This window comes from Sorangium sp. So ce295 (genome assembly GCF_051527405.1).
Lineage (GTDB): Bacteria > Myxococcota_A > Polyangia > Polyangiales > Polyangiaceae > Sorangium > Sorangium cellulosum_B.
In genome coordinates this window covers 1181648-1201447 of sequence record NZ_CP150324.1, presented here as the reverse complement: position 1 = coordinate 1201447, position 19800 = coordinate 1181648, and the positions used below count along the sequence as shown (strand labels likewise).

Here is a 19800-nt window from a genome sequence, read left to right as displayed (position 1 = left end):
CGGCGCATGACCAGCGCGGGCGCGACGCTGCCAGTCCCGGTCGCGACGCCGCGTCGAGCCGCGTTGCGCGCCCATCTCACCGAGTTCCTGCTCGTCGGGGGCGCGACGCTCGTGCTCTTCCCGCTCGCGTGGCTCGCCCGCAGGGCCGTCGGGCTCGACGCGGCGGAGCTCGCGATCGGCTTCCTGACGTTCCACGCCGCGTCCGTGATCAACGATCCTCACTTCGCGGTGACGTACCTGCTGTTCTACAAGGACGCGAGGCGCCGCGCGTTCGGCGGCGCCTTCGCCCCGGCGCAGCGAGCCCGCTACATCCTGGCCGGCCTCCTCGTCCCGGCCGCGCTGCTCGCGTGGGCGATCGGGGCGCTCTCGACCGGCTCCGCGCGGTCCATGGGCTTCATGATCCAGCTCATGTTCCTCCTGGTGGGCTGGCACTACGTGAAGCAGGGCTTCGGCGTCCTGACGGTGCTCTCGGCGCGGCGCGGGTTCCGGTTCGCCCCCCTGGAGCGCGGGGTGATCCTCGCGCACTGCTTCGCGGCCTGGGCGTACGCGTGGGCGAGCCCGGCGGATCCAGGCAGGGAGGTCGAGGAGAAAGGCGTGGTCTACACGTCGCTCGCGCACCCGCCGGCGCTCGAGCCCGTCACCGGGCTCGCGTTCGGGCTCAGCGCGCTCGCGCTGCTCTGGGTGCTCGCGCGCAGGTGGCGCATGGAGCGGCGCCTGCCGCCGCTCGCGCCGCTGGCCGGTTTCCTCATCACGATCTGGCTCTGGACGGTCTACTCGAGCCTCGACCGGCTCATGGTGTACGTGATCCCGGCGCTCCACTCCGTTCAGTATCTGTATTTCGTCTGGCTCATGAAGCGGAACGAGGCGCGCGACGCCGAGGGCCCGCCGCTGTTCGGGCGCCCGACCGGCCTGCGCCTCGGGCTCCTGGCGGCGACCGCCGTCGGCCTCGGGTGGGTCGTGTTCCGCGGCGCGCCCGCGCTCCTCGACGGCGCGCACGGTGCGCACGGCGCGCTGGTGCTGAGCTCGAGCGACGGCGAAGCGCTGTCCGACCTGGGCCCGACACCGTACTTCGCAGCCGTCTTCGTGTTCGTGAACATCCACCACTATTTCATGGACAACGTGATCTGGCGCCGGGAGAACCCCGAGACAGCGTATCTGCTGCGACAGGACGACCGAGGCGGCGCGGCCGGCTGAGCGCGCAGGCCGGCGCAGCGGCGCCTCGGCCCCCTGCCCCGGCCCTGCGAGGACCGGAGCGCCGGCCGCCCCTCAAGGCCGCTTCACGCCCTCCTCTTTGCGACCGCCCCCGCCGCGCGCGCGGCGAGCCGGGCGGCGGCCGCTGCGGCCCCGAGCGTCGTCGCCGCGACCAGGGAGACCCGCAGCCACGCGGCGGCGACCTTCTCTGGCCGGTAGTCGGGCAGGTACGGGCGGGCGGCGCGCGGCAGCACCCAGGCCTCGCTCCCGGGGCCATCGCCGCCGATCGCGTGCACCGCGCGCGCGAGGCGGGTGCCGGGGTACGAGCGGCTCTGCAGCCAGAGGATGAACCGGAAGAAGGGGACGTGGCCAGGCGCCTGCCGCTCCATCCAGGCGAGCGCACGCCCGAGCTCGGCGGCCGTCGCGGGAGCGCCGCCGTCGCCTTCGAGTCGGTGCCATTCGCCATGGCCGGGCAGGAGCCACGCGAAGCGGAGGTGGCCAGCGCCCGCCAGCGCGACCAGGCGGCGCACGGAGCGGATCTGACGCTCCCAGTCGTTCCAGCAGTGGAGCCGGAACGCCACGATCTGGCCGACGCGGCGCGAGTAGGCCAGGTGGTCGCCGGTGAACAGGAAGCGGCCCCGGTACAGCAGGCACATCGAGCCCGCGGTGTGGCCGGGCTGCGAGAGCACGGCGAGCTCGGCGCCGGCGAGGTCGCCGTCGGCGAGCGGCGAGCCGTCGAGGGTCATGGGCTCGAGGCGGTCGCCGAGCTGGATCTCCACCTCGGAGGTGCCCGGATTGCGCCCGGCGCCGCGCGGGTTCACGTCCGCTGCGCCGAGGACGCGGCGACACCCAGGGAAGCGGGCCGCGAACTCGGCGTGGTGCACGGTGTGGTCACGGTGGGTGAGGAAGATCCACCGCACGCCGCCGCGCTCCTCGAGGAAACGGAAGACGGCATCGGTCGGGCTCGGCAGGTCGACGAGCACGCCCCCGCCGGGGCGCTCGATGAAGTAGGCCGTCGCGCCCGCGTTCTCGCGCGCGGGGTGGCCGAGGGCCCAGACGCCCTCTTCGATGCGGCGCGGCCAGGCGCGGAACGGGGCCCCGAGCGCGCCGGGCCGAGCGCGGGACAGCGACGACGATCGGAGGCGCAAGGCATGGACGGGACAGGCGGCGACCGCCGAGCGCGCCGCCTCGAGATCGGCCCGGCTCCGCGGCTGGCGCAGGATGCCGGTGAAGGCCCCTTCATCATAGGTGCCCGCGAGCACGGCGGGGCCGCGGCGCCGGACGTCGCCGTCCATGGCTTCCCAGTGCGCGGGCGCGACCTCGCCCAGGAGCTCTGGAGCGAAGTTCCTGCAAACGCCTGCACCACAGCAGGCGCGCGTGACGTGAAGTCGCCCCCAATCGCCCTCCTCGATATCGTCGCTCTGCGCGTCGTCCATAGACGAGCAGACTACCACGCTGTTCCCGAGCAGGCATGTGCGCCGATCGCCTCGAGCGGCCGGACGCACCGAGGCGGCCCGATGCCATGACGCCATCACCACACCACCCGATCGTCCAAGTTGCACACCACCGTCTCCTGCATCGACGACATTCGCGGCGGTGCAGCGCCGTCACATCGCCCCGGCGGCGGTCGAAGAAGGCAGCGCTGCGGCGCCTTCGAGCGAGCTCACGACGAGCACCCTCACCGCCCCGATGAGCGCGGCCACCGCGCGAGGCTGCCCCGGGCGGAGCTAGCCCACAACCTCGTCCGTCCAGACGCGGAAGCTCCGCAACGTGTTCTCGCCGAAGGTCGTGGTGATCGCCACGTCGGCGGCATCGCGCCCGCGGGCGATCAGCACGCGCCCGATGCGAGGCACGTTGTTGCGCGCATCGAACGTATGCCACTCGCCACCGAGATAGGCCTCGAACCAGCCGGAGAAGTCCATCGTCCCGTGGGGAGGAGGTACGCCGATGTCGCCCAGGTAGCCGGTGCAGTAACGAGCCGGAACGTTCAGGCAACGGCAGAGCGCGATCGCGAGGTGCGCATAATCTCTGCAGACGCCTCTCCGGTCGTTGAACACCTCCTCCGCCGTCTTGGTAGGGCTCGCAAACTCGTATCCGAAGGCGATGTGCCGATGAACGAAGTCGCAGACGGCCTGCACGCGACCCCAGCCGGTGGGCGACTGGCCGAACAGGTCCCACGCCGCCTCTGACAGGCGATCCGTCTCGCAGTACCGGCTGCCCAGCAAGAACACCAGCGTCTCCTCTGGCAGCGCATCGACGGGGTGTTGCTCGGCCGATGTCACGACGCGGTCCGGCGCGCCCGTGTCGTTCACCACCGCGTCGGAGGAGATCTTCAGCTGACCCGCCGGCGCGACGATACGGCTACACCAGTTGCCGAAGGCATCCCTGTAAGCTCGGACCGGGATCGACGGGCTGGTGAGCATATGATCGGGCCGCACCAGATCCGATGCACGCGAGTAGTGGACGCTCAGCGTCAGGATCACCGGCGTCGGTCGTGGGAATTCGTAGAGCAGCTCGTATCCTACGCGGATCTGCATGCGTGCACCTCGATGTGATGGCGCGGCTCCAGTCACGAGCAGGACGCAGCGAGGCACCCTGTTCCTGCGGCGCACGAGCCGCCGCGCGACGGCCGGCCGCGCCAGCTCCCCGCCGCGATGGAGCGCTCGGACGAGCTATCCCACGTCGAGCTCGATGAGCCCGCACCGCGCGACGCCGCTGCGAGCCCCTGGACCCCGAGCGCGACGAACTCTTCGGCGCACGCTCGAATGGCTTACTGAAACATTCTGTACGCAGCGCCCATGTATGTCAAGAACGATCCGCCGCCGCTGACGGTCTCAACGCTCGGCTCGTCGTGATAAGGCGGCGCGCGACGCTATATTTGCAAGAGCGGCGCCTGGCGGCACAGCATTGTTTCCGGTCGATGAACTCGCCCGTCACGGACTCGCCTCCACGGACGAAATCGCGTGGCATAAGGAGGCGCTCGCACGAGCGACGCGGCAACGGACCTCGCGAATCGTGACCGTGAGCTGACCGCATGTGGGCCCAACCTGGGTGTACAAGCGAGCCATGGAATTCGTCGCCATCCTGATCGCCCATTCGACGCTATCGGTCTTTTTCCAGACCTTCTTCCTGCACCGGTACGCCTCGCATCGGATGTTCACGATGTCGAAGCGCTGGGAACGGATCTTCCATCTCCTCACGTACGTCACGCAGGGCTCCTCGTACCTTGTGCCCCGGGCGTATGCGATTTTGCACCGCATGCACCACGCGTACAGCGACACCCCGAAGGACCCGCACTCGCCACGCTACTACGCGGAGCCAGTCTCCATGATGCTGTCGACCGCGAAGCGCTACGACGCCATCTGCGACGGCACGGCGGAGGTGGAGCCGCGCTTTCTGGGCGGCTACCCCGAGTGGCGCGCGCTCGACCGCATCGGCAACTCGTGGGCCAGCCGCCTCGCGTGGGGGACGGGCTACGCGCTCTTCTACATCGCCTTCGCCACGCAATGGTGGCAGTTCCTGTTTGTCCCGCTCCACTGGACGATGGGCCCGCTCCACGGCGCCATCGTGAACTGGTGCGGCCACCGCTACGGTTACCGCAACTTCAACAGCGACGACGACTCGCGCAACACGCTCGCCCTTGACCTCGTGACGCTCGGCGAGCTCTTCCAGAACAACCACCACAAGTACCCGCAGAGCCCGACGTTCGCGGTGCGCTGGTTCGAGATCGACCCGGCCTACCAGGTCATCCGCGTGATCGCCTGGATGGGCATCCTCCAGATGGGCGGCAGGCGCCAGGTCGCCCGGTTGGACACCGGGACCACGGGTGCCGAGGGTTGAGCTCCCCTCCCTGGAAGAGACATCTCTGATCCGGCCGCCTGGTAGGCGAACGAAACCGAAGGAGCGCGCGGGTCCGGCTGTCCGGCGTGGTGCTCGCCGCGGGCCAGCTGCGGGTGGCGGGCGGTAGGAACCGCTTCCGCAGCGACCCATGGATGGGTCGCCACCTCGGCCGCCGAGGCCATGCGCTCAAGCGCGCTCGCTGGATGCAACCCCATCAACGAAGAACCGGTTAAGAACCTGTCCCGGCAGGGCTCCGGGACAGGGCGCGCCGGCGGCAGCCGGCCGAACCTGCCGGCAATGCGCTCGCGGTGAACCAGCTGCGCGGTGACGCACCGCAGCATCGCGCCGAGGGGCACTCGGGGTGAAATCGGCGCGAAGCCCGGGGCGGCGCACCGCTCCCCTGGTGAGATGGCCGTTGACACTGAACCGATTAACACGCTTTATTGTCGCCTCGGCACTGGCACCGTTCGCAGGGGAGAACCCATGAATCTTGTCCCGCTCAGTCCACGCGTTTATGCCGCATTCCTCCTGTGCTTGACGGCCGCCTGCGGGTCGTCGGACGAGGACACGCCGCCGGGAGGTACCTCGTCGGGCACCTCGGGAGGCGCGTCGTCGGGCACGTCGTCAGGCACGGGAGGCGCGTCGTCGGGCACCTCGGGAGGCACGTCGTCGAGCACGTCGTCAGGCACGGGAGGCGCGCCGGTAGATCCACCGGAGTTCCCGGACACGCCGAGGGGCGACCTCCTCGAGGACCTCTGGACGTCGTCGCGAGCCGGCAAGTTCCGGTTCGGTTACGAGAACGCCATCACGTGGGGGCTCTACGATCCGGGCACCAAGCAGCTCGTGTCGACCAACGACTGGTTCTCGAGCATGGCGGGCGCCGCCAGCCGCGGCGAGCGTGAGTGGTCGTCGGACGCCGGCGCCACCGTGGGAGAGAACCCCGGGTTGCTCGGCGTCTCCCTCGACGCGATGGTCTTCGATCCGGTCCCCTGGAATCGCCGCGACGTCACCGCGGACGCCGCGGCGTACCTGCTGGAGCAGCCGGGCGGGATGGTGGCCTTCGACTGGCACACGCCCCCATGCAACTACGACATCAGCACCTCGGACTTCGCGGACGCCATCGAGACGCCGCTCGCCACCCTCACGGTCGACGGACAGAGCGTCCCGATTCACGCCCAGGGCGGAGGCACCCCGTTCTACGCCGAGACGTACTATTCGCGCTCCCTCGGCTCCAGCGCGGACATCCCGGAGAACCTGAAGTGCATCTGCAAGATCGCCAACGACGTGCCGATCGAGCAGGGGACCCACGCCGGGATCTCGGCGCGCGACTGGCTCGTGGCCCACGCGAAGTACGTGGCCCAGTTCCTCCGCGAGCATGGGCTCGACGGCAAGCCGATCGTCCTCCGCCCGTTCCACGAGCACACCGGCGGATGGTTCTGGTGGGGTCAGCCCTACTGGAACTGCCAGGCCCTGCTGGACGACGATCAGGCCGTCACCGGCCCCGCCGCCTACAGCGCCGCGTACCGCACGTTCGCCGAGGCCGTCCGGAGCGAGCCGGGGATGGAGAACGTGATCTTCGCGTACTCGACGGACAAGGTGCGAAAGCTGAGCGACAGCTCGGTGACGCCCGCCGAGGCGAAGGTCAGGGATCCAGAGAGCCTCTCTCGCGACATGCTCCGGGCCCGCCTCGTCGAGGAGCTCACCGAGCTGGGCGCGGCCTACGAGAGCCCGCCCCAGGAGGCCATCGCGGCGCTCGAGACCGACGGCCAGCCGCCGTCCGCGTTGCTGGAGGAGTACTACCTCGAGGCGTACCCTGGCGACGACCTCATCGACATCCTCGGCATCGATCTCTATTACCCGTACGAGCGCGCGGCGTCCCCGGCAGATCTCGAGGACATGAAGGCGATGGCGAGCGCCGTCGCGGCGATCGGCGCGGCCAAGGGCAAGCCTCACGCGCTCACCGAGACGGGCACCTACCGGCTGCACCTCCTCCACCGGGTCAGCAAGCTCACCGCGGGCGCGTCGCTCACGCTCTACCCGGCAGAGCACGTGAGCAAGTGGCACGACACCCTGTTCGATGAGCGCCTGCGGACGGAGTTCCTGGCCAACTACGGCCTCGGCTCGGCGGGCGCCGTCGCGCTCTCCTCCGCCGAGGTAACGAGCCTGTTTCCGGACGCGGGGCAGGGCGCGCTCACCGAGGACTGGTACAACACCCACCTCCTCGATCTCGCCAAGAGCGCCGGCGTCGCTTACGCGCTGACGTGGCAGACCTACTACGACGGGAGCGACTTCGACGACAAGGCCGTCTATTACTATGTTCCCTTCCCGGGCCACCCGGAGGCGGACAACTTCCGTCGCTTCGCAAACGATCCGGCGGTCTGCTTCGGCGCGACAGCCTGCCAGTAGCCCGGCGAGGGGCGAGGAGCGGACATCCGCTCTAGACGTGAAGGATAGGCCGAGCCCCGGGCCTCGCGGTCAGGTGTCGAGGTTCAGGCGGTCCCAGGCGGCCCAGAGCCGCCGGAGCTCCCTCGCTCCGGCGGCTCTTTCACTGTCCTTGTCGCCGCGGCGAGGGCTCCCTCCCCGGCGCGCTCTGGCCTCGACGACGGCGCTGGAGTAAGGGGAGATCGTTCAGGAGGCACCATGGGCATCTCCATCGCGTACTCGGGCAAGCTCCGCGACCCGATCGTCGTCCCCGAGCTCGTCGCGGATCTCGCCGCCAAGGCCGCGGCCGCCGGCTGGCCCAGCAAGACCATGAAGGAGCTCATCGCCGATCGGCGCGTGACCTGCTCGGGTCTCGAGGGCATCACGCTCTATCCCCACCGCGAATGCGAGCCTCTCCATTTTCACTTCGACGGTGAAGGCACCTTCATCAACCACACGTACCACGCGCTGCTCAGCGACTCGAAGATGGCGGACATGATGCGTCAGGCGCTGGCGGAGTCCGCGGCCATCACGCGCAACCTCACCCGCGCAGCGCAGGAGAAGGCCGGGCGCGGCGGAGGGCCGCGCGTCAGCGTCAGCGTCCCCAGCCTGCCAGAGGCGCCGGGCGTCGAGTTCTTCAAGGAGGGGAGCCGCTACAACTGGACGAAGACGCAGTTCGCCGGCCCCAAGGTCCACGTCGCCGTGTGCGCCATCCTGCGGTACGTGAAGCAGCGCTATGCGCCCGAGCTCGACGTCAAGGACGACAGCGGGTACTTCGTCGACGGGGACTACGAGAAGCTCGAGGGCCAGCTCGCCTACGTCGAGCGCCTCACCTCCCTCGCCTCGCAGGCCATCGAGGCCGCCGCCGCCGCGAGCAACGGCCCGATGACCCTCGACGCGTTCGTGGACCGGATCAACGAGGAGCTCGCCGAGGCCAAGGACAAGCTGCACTGACGAGCGCCGGCGCCGGTGCGCCGGCCGCTTCGACGCCCGCCAATGTGATCGATGATGACATCACCGGCGGCCGATGGGATCGTCGATCACATCGGCCGCCCGGAGGTCCCATGTCCATCGCCCTGTCCGCCCCCGACTTCGACGCCGCCCTCGACGCCGCCTTCGCCGGCGCGGGGGGCGCCTCCGCGGACGCCGCTCGCGGAGCGCGCGCCTTCGATCACCCGCTCGACCTCGAGGCCGAGTATGGCTTCACGCCGCTCGCCGTCGAGGGGACGCTGCCCGAAGGCCTCGAGGGCACGCTGTTTCGGGTGGGCCCGGCCCGCGCGACCCTCTTCGGCGTCCGCGTGCCGCACTCCTTCGAGGCCGACGGAGGGGTGCTCGCGGTACGGCTGTCGGGCGGCCGGGCGGAGGGCGCGCACCGCCTCGTGCGCAGCCGCGGCCTCGTGGAGGAGCTCGCGGCCGGGCGCCGCCTCTACGGCTCGACCCTGTCCTGGCCGAAGCGCGTGCTCCACGCGCTGCAGGGCAAGCGCAGGGGCAAGAACGTCGCGAACACGAGCCCCTTCCTCGCCGGCGGCCGGCTGTTCGCGCTCGTGGAGTCTGGCAGGCCGACGGAGCTCGATCCCGCGACGCTCGACACGCTCGGCGAGAGCGATCTCGGCGGCGCGGTGGGCCCCACCTTCTCGGCCCACCCGCACCGGGTTGCTGCCAGGAAGACGAGCTACAACTTCGGCGTCCGCTACGGGCGCAGGACCCAGATCGACCTCTACGCGGTCGACGACGACGACGGGCGCGCGCGCTCGCTCGGCGCGGTGCCGCTCCCGGCGCCGGTGATGCTCCACGACTTCTGCGCCACCCGCCGGCACCTCGTGTTCTTCGTCTCGCCCGCGATCATCCGGGTGGGGCGCGCGATGCTCCAGTGGGGAGGCTTCGAGTCCTGGGTGCGCTTCGAGCCCCGCCGGGGCACGGAGGTGATCGTCGTCGACATCGACGACGTCTCCCGCGTGCGCCGCTTCGGCGTCGACGCGTTCTTCCAGTGGCATTTCGCGAACGCCTACGACGACGGCGAGGACCTCGTCGTCGACCTCGTCCGCCACCGCACGCTCGCCACGCTCGGCGCGATCGGCAAGGACCCGGATCGGCCCGAGCTCGCCTCCGTCGACGGCGGCGTCCTCGTGCGCCACCGCGTGCGCGCGGGCCGCGAGCAGCTCCTCGTGGAGGACCTCGGCGGCGTCGTCGGCGAGTTCCCGCGCGTCGACCCCCGGGTCGAGGGGGATCGGCACGGCGCCGTCTTCCTCGCCACGAAGGGGCGGGCCGACGACCCGCACGGAAACGCCATTGCGCGCGTCGACGTCGACACGGGCGCGATCACCCTGGCGTCCGTCGCACACCACGAGCGCCCGTCGGAGCCGGTCTTCGTGCCGCGCGCGCCCGGCGCTCCCGAGGGCGACGGCCACGTGCTCGCCCTGGTCACCGACGCGAAGGCCGGGAAGAGCGCCATCCACGTCTGGGACGCTGCGCATATGAACGATGGGCCAGCGGCGCGGGTCCACCTGCTCCACGCCTCGCCCCAGACCTTCCATGGGGCGTTCCTGCCCCGCGCGGATTGACAGCCGCGGCTTCCGCCCCGGCTGGCGGAAACCACGAGAAAAAACAGGAATTCACAGGGAGGCGGGGAGGCGGGGAGCGAGAGACAGGAAGAGGGAGAAATTCATTTCTTCTTCCTCCCCGCCTCCTCGCCTCCCTGTGAAAATTCTCCGGGTTTCGATGTAATCGGTGTTCTAGAAGATCGGGAGCCCGCTCATGGTCGAGCTGGGCACCGAGCGCCGCGAGTCCCAGTGCTCGACGATGTCGCCGCCCTCGACGCGGAACAGATCGTAGAAGCCATACGCGGCGTTGTTGCGCTTCCCTTCCGACAGGGTGAAGACGAAGTTCCCGTCGGCGATGACGTGGTGCACCTTGACGTAGCTGATGCCCTCGTCCTTCACGTACTCGACGAGCGCGGCGGGGCCGCTCGCGTCGGTGTCGCGGTGCTCGACGTAGCTCGCGCCGAGGAACTCCGACGCTCGCGCGTGCGCCCCTCCGATCAGCACGGCGTCGATGAAGCCCAGCACGTGCGCGCGGTTCTGTCCCGTGAGCGCCTCGTCCTCGACCGCCGTCGGGCCGTCCGTCGCCGAGGCCTGGTTCGAGTCGGAGTCCCAGTGCTCCATGATCCTGTCGTCTTTCACGCGGAACATGTCGAAGATCACGCCGGTCTGTGAATAGCGGCCCTGCACGACCACGAGATCGCACTCGCCGAACGTGCGCAGGCGCTGGTAGCTGAACGACCCCGACGTGACGATTCCCCGCATCAGGTTCTTGAGCGTGGCGACGCCGCTCGTCGCGATCGGGTTGTGCTGGAGGTAGGGATCGGCCCAATAGCGATCGATCGCCGAGACGTCCTTCTGGACGAACAGCGCATCGATGGCCTGCGCGACGAGGGCCTTGTTCGCGCGCGACTCCTCCGGATCGCAGCGGCTCCCAACGTCGCCGCCCCCGACGCCAGCGCCGCTCCCCCCGACGCCGGCGCCGCCCTGCGCGCCGCCCCCCGAGCCCTGCGCGTCGCCGCCCGAGCCCTGCGCGTCACCCCCCGAGCCCTGCGGCTCCCCGCCGCTCCCTGTCGAAGCGGGAGAACCAGCCGAGGACGTCGAGCCCGAGGACGTCGAGCCCGCGGACGACGCGTCGCCCCCCGCGCCGCTGCTGCCCGCCGACGCTGCGGTCGTGTTGCCGCCGGTGGTGCCGCCTTGATCGTCAGGCGTATCGCCCGATTCGTCGGAGCACGCCACGAAGAGGCAGACGGCCGCCAGCCCGATCCAAGGAGCGATGTTCATCCACGCTCCCTATCGCGCCGCGCCCCCGGAGGCAATCCGCGGCGCATGGGCCGCGGAGCGTTTCAAATGTGCTGAAGTTCTGAAGGAGCCTTTCGAATGGCGAGCTCATCGTCTGCACCGAGGGGTGGAGCCCCCCACGCTCGAACGCTCACCCTCGCGTCGCTCGCTCTTTGGCGATCTCGTCTCGGCCGCCCTTCTCGACGAGCGCCGGGAACATCCTGCCGAGGCGCCAGAGCAAGCGTGCGCGCGAGGGGAGCACGATGACGGGCACGTCGGCGGCGGCCGCATCGAGCGCCTCGCGCGCGAGCGCGTCGGCCGGGTAAGGCGGGCCGGCAAAAGCCTCGAGCAGGCGTCGCGCGTTCGGAACCCACGGGACCGCCGGCAGATCGGGGGGGTTCTCGGAGTCCAGGATCGGGGTCTCGACCGCGGCCGGGCAGAGCACGCTGACGTGGACGCCGTAGGCCGCCGCCTCGATTCGCAGGCTCGTGCTGAGGCCGACGACGGCGTGCTTGGTCATCGCGTACGGCGTGAAGAGCGGCGCCGGGCCCAGGCCGGCGAGCGAAGCCACGTTGAGGATATGGCCGCTCTTCTGGCGCACCATGATCGGGTAGCCCGCCACGATGCCATGCACCACGCCGCGCACGTTGACGTCGAGGACGCGGTTCCAGTGCGGGAGCGGGATCTCGTGCGCCTCGCCGGCGACGCCGACCCCTGCATTGTTGATGAGCAAGTCGAGGCGCCCGCCGCGGGCGGCCGTGTCCTCGATGGCCTCGCGCATGCCCGCTTCGTCGCGCACGTCGAGCGCGCGCGACGAAGCACCGTTTCCGGCCTCGGCCGCTACCTTCGCAGCGGCGTCGCCGTTCACGTCCGTCACCGTCACGCGCGCGCCGCGCCGCGCGAGTTCCAGGCTGAGCGCTCGACCGATCCCCGAGCCGCCGCCTGTGATGAAGGTGACTGCATCTTTCCAGGTTTTTTTCATGGGCTCTCCGAGCAGGATAGGCAATACGACAACCTCGCTCGTGTCAAGGTCCCGCTCGGCGCACCGGGCGCACGCGAACGCGCTCTCCGCGATGTCGGCCGACGCGTGGACGCTCGATCACGTGGCCTGCGGCGACACGCCCGTACCAGCGTGCCGCCCTTCGTGGCGCCGCGCCCGACCAACGCTCCAGGTCAGCGGCGGCGCGATAAGGTGTCATGCACGATTCCGTATCACCGTTCACTGAAATTGCATGTTATCCGGTGGTTGGCCGCGGCGCTGGATGCCCTGTGACCGAGAGCGCCGCAGCTGCCGCAAGTTTGGATTTAACCTGCCAGGGTGGCGCGATCGATCGACCCATCGCGTACAGAGAACTTTAGGTCCTCGCGGCCGAGCACCACTGCAGCGTCGCGCAACACGCGCTCGCGGTCGTACCAATGCACGAACCAGCCGCGCGCCTCGGCCGCGGTCCCGAGGGCCTCGCAATACATTACGGAGTCGGCGGCGGTTTGCGCACGATTGTCGGCGATCCGCTCCTCGGTCGTCGGCGGATGCTTACGGTATGTGCGGATCGTGATGCTCGCAATCGGCACGGGCACCGCCGCGGCCAGCGCCTAGCGCTACTGCGGGAAATTGCTCCAGAGCAGCAGAAAGGCCGCCAAGGCCGCCAAGAGGAGAGGGAAAGGGTCGCCCCGGCATCTCCCCTCCGAGTTCCCTGGTTCCTTGGCGCCTTTAGCATTATGGCGGTTCGCTTTCCAGACCGACTCCCGCAGTAGAGCTAGAGGCTCTCGCGCGCGCCGCGCGTGGCGGATGCTCGCACGCGTTTGACGAGCGCCACGGCGTCAGCGAGCGAAAGCGCTCACGCTCCCGGGATGTTTAGGCAACGGCCCACCACCCAGGACCCGTCGTGGTGATGGGGGTGCGTCGCAAATCGCGATCGGTGAGGTCGATGCGCCGGCGATCGAGCAACTCGCCGACGGTCGCGGTTCGACGCGTTCGTCCTCTCACCACGTCTTCCTCCTTCGGGGGCGCGCCCCTGCGGCGGACGCCGTCGCTCACTCTCGTCCGGATAACGTGAGGGCAACCCGCAGCGCGAAGCACCGTGAGGTTCAGCGCCGGGTTGGGCGGCATTGTCGACTCACGCGGTTCGTCCCGTGCAGCCGTTAGAAGTCCTCTCCTGTTGCACCTGAGTTACTACGTTCGACGTCCGAGACGGAAGGGCTGCGTCTAGTACGGCGTAGAGATTTTCGCGCGTTACCTCGATGGGAAACCTCTGCGCATCTAGGATCGTCGAATTGAGGGACACCCGCAGACGTGCCGATCCCGTTGTCGTGAGATTCTCAACTGAAAGGAGTGCCGCTCGATCCTTGACAAAGTTGCGAACCCGTTGGTTTAATTCGATATTGGTGGTTGTCTTAGTGGTATTGTCAAGACACGGAGCTAAGGCCGCTAGCAGTATCTGCCGGAGTTGCGCGGCCTCATCCACACGTGGTCGGGGTGCAGAATACTCGATTGCGCGGATAATATCACCGAACTCCTGGCGAACGCGCAATTCGGGCTCCGTCTCGATGCGCTCAGCTTCGGCGACAGCAGCTTCCGGCTTGCCGCGGATGTCTGACGCGGACGTCGATAGCGAGTAACTCTCAAGGGCCCCACGCCGGAGGATAAAACAGTCACCAAGTTCAAGGGCATCTAGGAGTGCCACGATGCGCATGCGTAAGGACGACCACTGGGAGGAGTTTGGAAGCGATGCAATTGTTTCGTCGTTCATGCTAAGGAGGGTCGCTGTGCCGGCTCTATAGCGCGCGCTCTCAGGCGACGCCTGGGGCTCTCGATTGATCCAGTACGGATGTCGCTCGACGGCGGGGCCGAGATCATCATAGTTCGCTGCCAGTGCTTTCTTCAAGTCGTCGCGAACAGCGGTGGAGAAGCTCCGAAGATCTCGGTGGCCACGGGTCTGAAGCGCTTGTTCGATTGCGGGATGGTCGCAAAATTCTCCCGTAAGCTTACCGTCGTCGACAAATGCATCGAGGTCGGCCAACACGGCGCATATCTTCCCCGTCAGACGAAAGAGCTTTCGTACCGACCCCATTTCACCCTTACCGATAACGGGCACGATCTGCGTGCCTGATGCGTCGAGAGGAAGCTCCAGCCGCGCTGCCAGCGCATTAGCAATGATCTCATCACTTGGTCCTTCCACGAGGAGCAACAGTCGCGCGAAGAAGGCGGCACGATGAGACTCTCCCATTCGAGCAAGAAGTCCCGCGATCGCTTTCGAGCGGAGCTCCGGCGTGGCAGCGGGAATTTGCCTCCACGGCGCGGTTGAGTCCTGAAAGAAGACCATGCTCGTCAAATGCTCGGGCCGACGAGCCTGGAGCATTGCTGGAGAATGGGACGAGATTACTACTAGCTTTTTCCCAGGCAGAGCGGGATCCCCTGCCACGCCGCGAAGCTCGCGAAGGACGTATGCTTGAAGCTGCGGGTGCAGCGACACTTCGGGCTCGTCAAGTAGCAACGCGCCGACGCCATCGTCGAATGCGGCGGCCAAGATCGAAACCAAATGCAGCAAGCCACTCGCCTCTTGACTAGCATAGTACGAACTACCATTATCTGTCCTCGTGAAGTCCACCTGGAGTCCCGCTTGCGTCCACTCAAGGTCGATTCTACGACGAAACAGCGCCTGAAGTCGTGCCTCGACTTTGATGCGGAGGTCAGGTCGTTCATGGAGTGCCAGAACATCACCGGCAATTCCTGAGGCAGCGTGGCGTCTACGCAGGTGTTGCTTTTGCCCGATATAAGTGGGATTAAATTCTGCCCTTCCTCCTCGGTGGCCGTCGAGGTCCGAACGAGCGTGTTCGATGGTGGCGAGCCGTCCGGGAGACAGGTATCGAACATTCTTTCCGGCAGAATGCCGACCGAGCTCGTCGCGTAACACGTGGAGCACTTGAGTCTTTCCAGACCCGTTCGGACCAACGAATGTCGTTAAGCCGTCTACGATCATCAAATTCTGAGGTAGCCCACCAAAGAGGTTGGGCAAATTGACAGAGATGTCGATTGCAAGGGTCATAGTCGACTCCTAATAATCGTTTCGTGGGAGAGGCTTCCGAATTGTGGTTGCGCACACTATCGATCGTGCTCCTGCCTGCCCAACGACGAGTCGACAGGTCAACCGAAGCCGGTGGACCAGGTTTGCCTATTCGGGCGCCTTGGGTGACCTCCCGCACAGAGGATCACACGGATCGGCGCTGCGCCGCAACCACCGAGCGCTGTCCTGCGCCGCAGGGCAGATCCATCCAACACCGGCGGCAGTCGCCGATTTTCCGTTGTACCGGGGAGCGACGCTCCTCGGTCAGGCCAATGTCGCGGAATGGCCGCGGCTCGCGCGGCCGCAGCTTCAGGGCTCGCCGGCGAGCTTCTTCACCGCAGCGAGCAACAGATCCGGCTTGAACGGCTTGATGATCCAGCCCTTCGCGCCGGCCTTCCGGGCCTTCTCGATGAGCTCCGGCTGCCCCTCGGTCGTGAGCATCAGGATCGGGACGCCCGACGCGAGCCCCTTGTCCCGCAAGCTCTGGATCATCTCGATCCCGTTCATCACGGGCATGTTCACGTCCGCGATGATCATCGCCAGATCATCCTTGTGGGCGGCGACCGTGGCGACCGCATCTCGGCCGTTGTCCGCTTCCAGCGTGCCATAACCCGCCCCCGACAGGAGAATGCCGACCTGCTGGCGGACCGTACTCGAATCCTCGACGAGAAGAATTTTCTTGGCCATGTGACGTGTCTCCTCTTGCGTGTACGGCCATCCGCTCAGAACAGCAGCACTTCCCCCTCGGGCTGCGGATCGGGCATGTTCACTTCCTCGAGCTCCAGCGCGTCGTCGGGGGCCAGCGCGTCGAAGAGCACGACGAGCCGGTCGGGCCCCGCGGCGAACAGGAGCCGCCGGAAGCCCTCGCTCTGCTCCTCCCTCGCGCGCAGGTGCTCGCCGATCGCGGCGCTCGGCGTCGAGAGCACGATGACCAGCCCGAGGTGGCGCAGGCGGTTCTTCACCCGCCCGAGCAGCTGGTTGGCGAGCTCGCTCGCCCAGTCGCACACCATGTCTTCGTCGATCTCGCGCCGCTCTCGCAGCGGGTGGCTGCGCGTGATGAGCGCCGCGGGGGCGACGATGGTCAGGCTCCCGCGAAGGTGGTCGCCCGTGAAGCCGATGAAGGAGACCACCGCGTTGCCCGGCGTCGCCTCCGACGCCGCGTCGTCCAGCCGCCCGAGCTCGACGCCGTTGTCACGAAACAGGTGGACGCACGACGAAGCGAGCTCCTCGTGGATGCGGTCCCAGCTCTCCGAGTTCATTCCCCTCTCCTCGATATCTCGCTCTGCATTGTCGATGTGCTCACCGTGTCACACGCTCCCCGACGCCATGCCCGGGCTCGATCCGCCCCGCGAAGGGGGCGGTACGAGCGAGCCCCGCCCGCTCGGAGGCGGCAGCGAGGCAGTCGTGAGCGGCGCCCCCGCGGCGTCGCTCGGATCCCGGGGGAACCGGAAGCGGAAGGTCGTCCCCTGGCCGCGCTCGGTGTCGAGCTCTATCCGGCCCGCGAGCCGCCGGCACTCGTGGAGCGCTACGCCGAGACCGACGCCGCGGCCGGAGACGTCCGTGACCTGCTCGGCCGTGCTGAAGCCCGGCGCGAACAGCGCGGCCTCGAGATCGCGCCGCGTCGCGCCCGGCAGCCCGACGGCCACGGCCTTCTCGCGCACGCGCTCCCAGTCGATGCCCGCGCCGTCGTCGCCGACCTCGATGACGATCTCGTCCGCCGTCATCCGCGAGCGGAGCGTGAGCGTGCCCCTCGACGGCTTGCCCGCCGCCTCGCGCGCCTCCGGCCGCTCGATCCCGTGGTCCATCACGTTGCGCACGACGTGGCCCAGCGCCTGCCACATCCCGGCGAACCGCGACGCGGGCAGCCGGACGCCCCCGGCGTCGATGCGCACCTCGGGCTTCGGCTTGCCGAGCTTCCGGGCCAGCGTCTCGGCCTGGTCCTTCATCCGGCTGAACCGCACCTCGGTCCGCTCTTCGCGGAGGGCCGCGATGGCCCGCTCGATCTCGGCGGGGTCGCGGCGCTGGCGCACCATGGCGAGCAGGGCATCGACCTCTTCATGGCCGACGTCGGCGCGCGAGGACTGCGCCGTCGACGCGAGCAGGACGCTCACGCGCCCCACGAACGCGAGCCACACGTCCCTCAGCGCGTCGATCTGCTCGTCGGACGGCAGCGCGCGCTCCTCGACGACGAAGCTCTCGATCTCGTGCGCCACCCTCGCCACGCTCGTCACGTCCCAGAGCCCGGCGTTCCCCTTGATCGTGTGCACGAGGCGCATCACCTCGTCCACCTCGCCGCTGGACCGCGCGCTCACCGCGTCGACGAGCTTCGTCGTGTCGTTGACGAAGCCGACGAGGCCGAGCCGGTCCTTCACGGCCCGCTCGAACACCTGGATATACTCGTGCTGCTGCTCGGCCTCGCGCACGGAGGCGATCGTGGACGTGACGTCCGTGATCACCATCAGCGCCCCGTTGAACTGCCCCTCTCCCGACAGGATCGGCTTGAAGCCGAGCGCGAGGTATCGGCCCTCGCGGTGCAAGGTCTTCGGGAGCTGGTCGAGGACGACCTCGAGCGGGAGGAAGTCGTCGCAGGCCGCCTCCCACCCCATCCTGAGGAACGCGCTGGCCCTCGGATCGTGGCCGGCGATGCGATCGGCGAAGTGCTCGTCGCGCGCCGGCACGCCGAAGAGGCGCTCGAAGGCGGCGGAGTGCACGGGCTCCATCGTGCCGTCCCGGTGGAGGGTCACGAGGGCCTGATCGACGTTGTCGAGGACGAGGCGCATCTCCCGGTTGCGCTTCTCGAGCTCCGAGGTCCGCTCGGCGACGGTGGCCTCGAGGTTCTGCCGGTGGCCCTCGAGGACCTCGTCGCGCGCCTGGATGCCCGCCAGCATCTCGTTGAAGGCGTCCGTGAGCGCCCCGAACTCGTCGTCGGCGGTCTTGCGGGCGCGCGTCGTGTAGTCGCGCGTCCGCCGGACGTGGGCCGCGGCCTCGCCGAGGACCTCGAGCGACCGGGAGATCCCCCGCACGAGGACCAGCGCCAGCGCGACCGACACGAGGAGCACGAACGCCGAGACCGCGACGCCGTCGCGCACCGTCCTCCGCGTGTCCGCCACCCTGGCCGCCGCGGCGCGCCTCATCCCGGAGATCGCCTCCTCCTCGATCGCGGCGAGCCCGTCGACGCGCCCCTGCTGCGCCTCGAACCACGCGTCGTGATCGATCGCCAGCGCCTCGTCGGTCGACGCGATGGCGGCGGCGCGCAGCTCGTCGGCGCGCCGCACGCGCGGGTTGGAGCGGGCGGCGTCGTAGAGCGCCCGCGCCGGCTCCGACGCGTTGGCGATGAACTCCTCGTGATAGAGCTGCTCCTCCGTCATCAGCGTCACGAGCGTCTTGAAGGCCCCCGGCTCGAACAGCGTGGACGCGAAGGCGTGCGCGAGCAGCGCGTGCTGGCGGCTGGCGCGCTCGGCGAACTCGTGGACGGCGACGATCGACTGGATGCTGCGCAGGAGCTCGCCTTCGTCGCTCAGCTCGGAGAGGCCGGCGTTGGCCCGGATGAGGCTCACGTTGATGCCGCCGAAGACCCTCAGCACGCTGTCGAGCGACACCGTCTTCGCGTCGGCCTGGGCCCGGAACGCGCCGAGCTCGCCGACCTTGGCGCGCCCCTCCGCGAGATCGCGGGCGAGCCGGCGCGGCAGCCCGGAGAGGTCGCGCGCGGCCAGGAACGCGTCGAGCTGGGCGAGGCTCTCGTCGGTCGCCGCCCGCGCGTCCCGGAGCTGGCCGCCGGCGCTCAGGAGCTCCGCTGCGCGATTGAGCGGCGGCGCGGCGCGCCGCTCGCCCTCGACGTCGGTCATCTCCGGAGGACGGGCCTCCAGCCCCTCGACCAGCGCGGTCCACGCCCGCTCCTTCTGGAGGGCGTGCAGCGGCTGCGCCATGATCGAGGAGAGCTGCGCGAGGTCCTCGATCGAGCCTATCCCCGCCGCCCTCGCCGCCTGCTGCCGCGCGTCGCCGACGATCATCGCCGCCAGCAGCAGGGCCCCCGCGACGGGGACGCCGGCGAGCGACCACAGCTTCAGTCGAATCGAAGCGCTACGCAATGTCGGCATGCCCCCGTCCCCCCGGCGTGGCCCCCGCGGCGCGGCGCCCGCGCGCATCTCGTGTGCTTCATGACGAGAGGTCTCGCGCGAACGCCTGTCCCCCCGCGCGGCGCACTCAGCACGAGCACCGGGCGAGCTGCCCCCCGCGCGCGGCGCGGCTGACGCAAATGACAATCAACACGTGCACACGTGGAGTCATCATCGACGTTCGCCCGCGCACCATGTACGCTCCTCTGATTCACGTTCTTTCCTGTTGTGATGTCTCACCCAGCCGTGGTGCACCGGAGCGTAACGGAGCGCGCCGAGTTCACGGCCGCCCTCGTGGCCGTGTATGCTACGCGTGAAGTCTGCGAGTCCGCAAGAGCGCGTTCGACGTCG

14 protein-coding genes are annotated in these 19800 nt (G+C 68.9%); 5 read left to right on the top strand and 9 right to left on the bottom strand.

Annotation, left to right across the window (positions count from 1 at the left end; genetic code table 11):
- Positions 1 to 6 precede the first annotated feature (6 nt).
- Complete coding sequence (locus tag WMF11_RS04530) at positions 7 to 1194, top strand: hypothetical protein (RefSeq protein ID WP_437976555.1); 1188 nt, start codon at positions 7 to 9, stop codon at positions 1192 to 1194.
- 83 nt (positions 1195 to 1277) lie between these two features.
- Here the strand turns inward: WMF11_RS04530 and WMF11_RS04525 are convergent, their stop codons facing one another.
- A complete protein-coding gene (locus tag WMF11_RS04525) occupies positions 1278 to 2627 on the bottom strand; it encodes an MBL fold metallo-hydrolase (RefSeq protein ID WP_437976554.1) in 1350 nt (449 codons plus the stop codon).
- A 291-nt stretch (positions 2628 to 2918) separates the two neighbouring features.
- Positions 2919 to 3728: a transglutaminase-like domain-containing protein gene (locus WMF11_RS04520; protein ID WP_437865948.1), complete on the bottom strand. Its 810-nt coding sequence runs from the start codon at positions 3726 to 3728 to the stop codon at positions 2919 to 2921.
- 529 nt (positions 3729 to 4257) lie between these two features.
- Between WMF11_RS04520 and WMF11_RS04515 the strand changes: the two genes are divergently transcribed.
- From WMF11_RS04515 to WMF11_RS04500, 4 genes are all read left to right on the top strand, one after another.
- Positions 4258 to 5031 carry an acyl-CoA desaturase gene (locus tag WMF11_RS04515; protein ID WP_437907160.1) on the top strand — a complete coding sequence of 258 codons (774 nt, stop codon included), beginning with the start codon at positions 4258 to 4260 and terminating at the stop codon, positions 5029 to 5031.
- A 483-nt stretch (positions 5032 to 5514) separates the two neighbouring features.
- A complete protein-coding gene (locus WMF11_RS04510) occupies positions 5515 to 7437 on the top strand; it encodes a glycosyl hydrolase (RefSeq protein WP_437976553.1) in 1923 nt (640 codons plus the stop codon).
- 234 nt (positions 7438 to 7671) lie between these two features.
- Positions 7672 to 8406, top strand: coding sequence for a hypothetical protein (locus tag WMF11_RS04505; protein ID WP_437907158.1), 735 nt, complete (start codon positions 7672 to 7674; stop codon positions 8404 to 8406).
- Positions 8407 to 8516: 110 nt separating this feature from the next.
- A complete protein-coding gene (locus tag WMF11_RS04500; protein ID WP_437976552.1) occupies positions 8517 to 10013 on the top strand; it encodes a carotenoid oxygenase family protein in 1497 nt (498 codons plus the stop codon).
- 171 nt (positions 10014 to 10184) lie between these two features.
- On the opposite strand, the gene WMF11_RS04495 is transcribed toward WMF11_RS04500, so the two are convergent.
- The 7 genes from WMF11_RS04495 to WMF11_RS04465 form a co-directional block, all read right to left on the bottom strand.
- Entirely contained in the window at positions 10185 to 11273 is a 1089-nt protein-coding gene (locus WMF11_RS04495; RefSeq protein ID WP_437976551.1) for a nuclear transport factor 2 family protein, read from the bottom strand.
- A gap of 148 nt (positions 11274 to 11421) precedes the next feature.
- The gene (locus tag WMF11_RS04490; protein ID WP_437976550.1) at positions 11422 to 12252 is read right to left on the bottom strand and encodes an SDR family oxidoreductase; all 831 of its coding nucleotides are present in this window, start codon (positions 12250 to 12252) and stop codon (positions 11422 to 11424) included.
- Between the two features lie 323 nt (positions 12253 to 12575).
- Entirely contained in the window at positions 12576 to 12848 is a 273-nt protein-coding gene (locus WMF11_RS04485) for a hypothetical protein (protein ID WP_437976549.1), read from the bottom strand.
- 539 nt (positions 12849 to 13387) lie between these two features.
- The gene (locus WMF11_RS04480; protein WP_437976548.1) at positions 13388 to 15316 is read right to left on the bottom strand and encodes an ATP-dependent nuclease; all 1929 of its coding nucleotides are present in this window, start codon (positions 15314 to 15316) and stop codon (positions 13388 to 13390) included.
- A 327-nt stretch (positions 15317 to 15643) separates the two neighbouring features.
- Complete coding sequence (locus tag WMF11_RS04475; RefSeq protein WP_437549671.1) at positions 15644 to 16021, bottom strand: response regulator; 378 nt, start codon at positions 16019 to 16021, stop codon at positions 15644 to 15646.
- A 35-nt stretch (positions 16022 to 16056) separates the two neighbouring features.
- Positions 16057 to 16593: a chemotaxis protein CheX gene (locus WMF11_RS04470; RefSeq protein ID WP_437715744.1), complete on the bottom strand. Its 537-nt coding sequence runs from the start codon at positions 16591 to 16593 to the stop codon at positions 16057 to 16059.
- 48 nt (positions 16594 to 16641) lie between these two features.
- Positions 16642 to 19431 carry a nitrate- and nitrite sensing domain-containing protein gene (locus tag WMF11_RS04465; protein WP_437976547.1) on the bottom strand — a complete coding sequence of 930 codons (2790 nt, stop codon included), beginning with the start codon at positions 19429 to 19431 and terminating at the stop codon, positions 16642 to 16644.
- Positions 19432 to 19800: the final 369 nt, after the last annotated feature.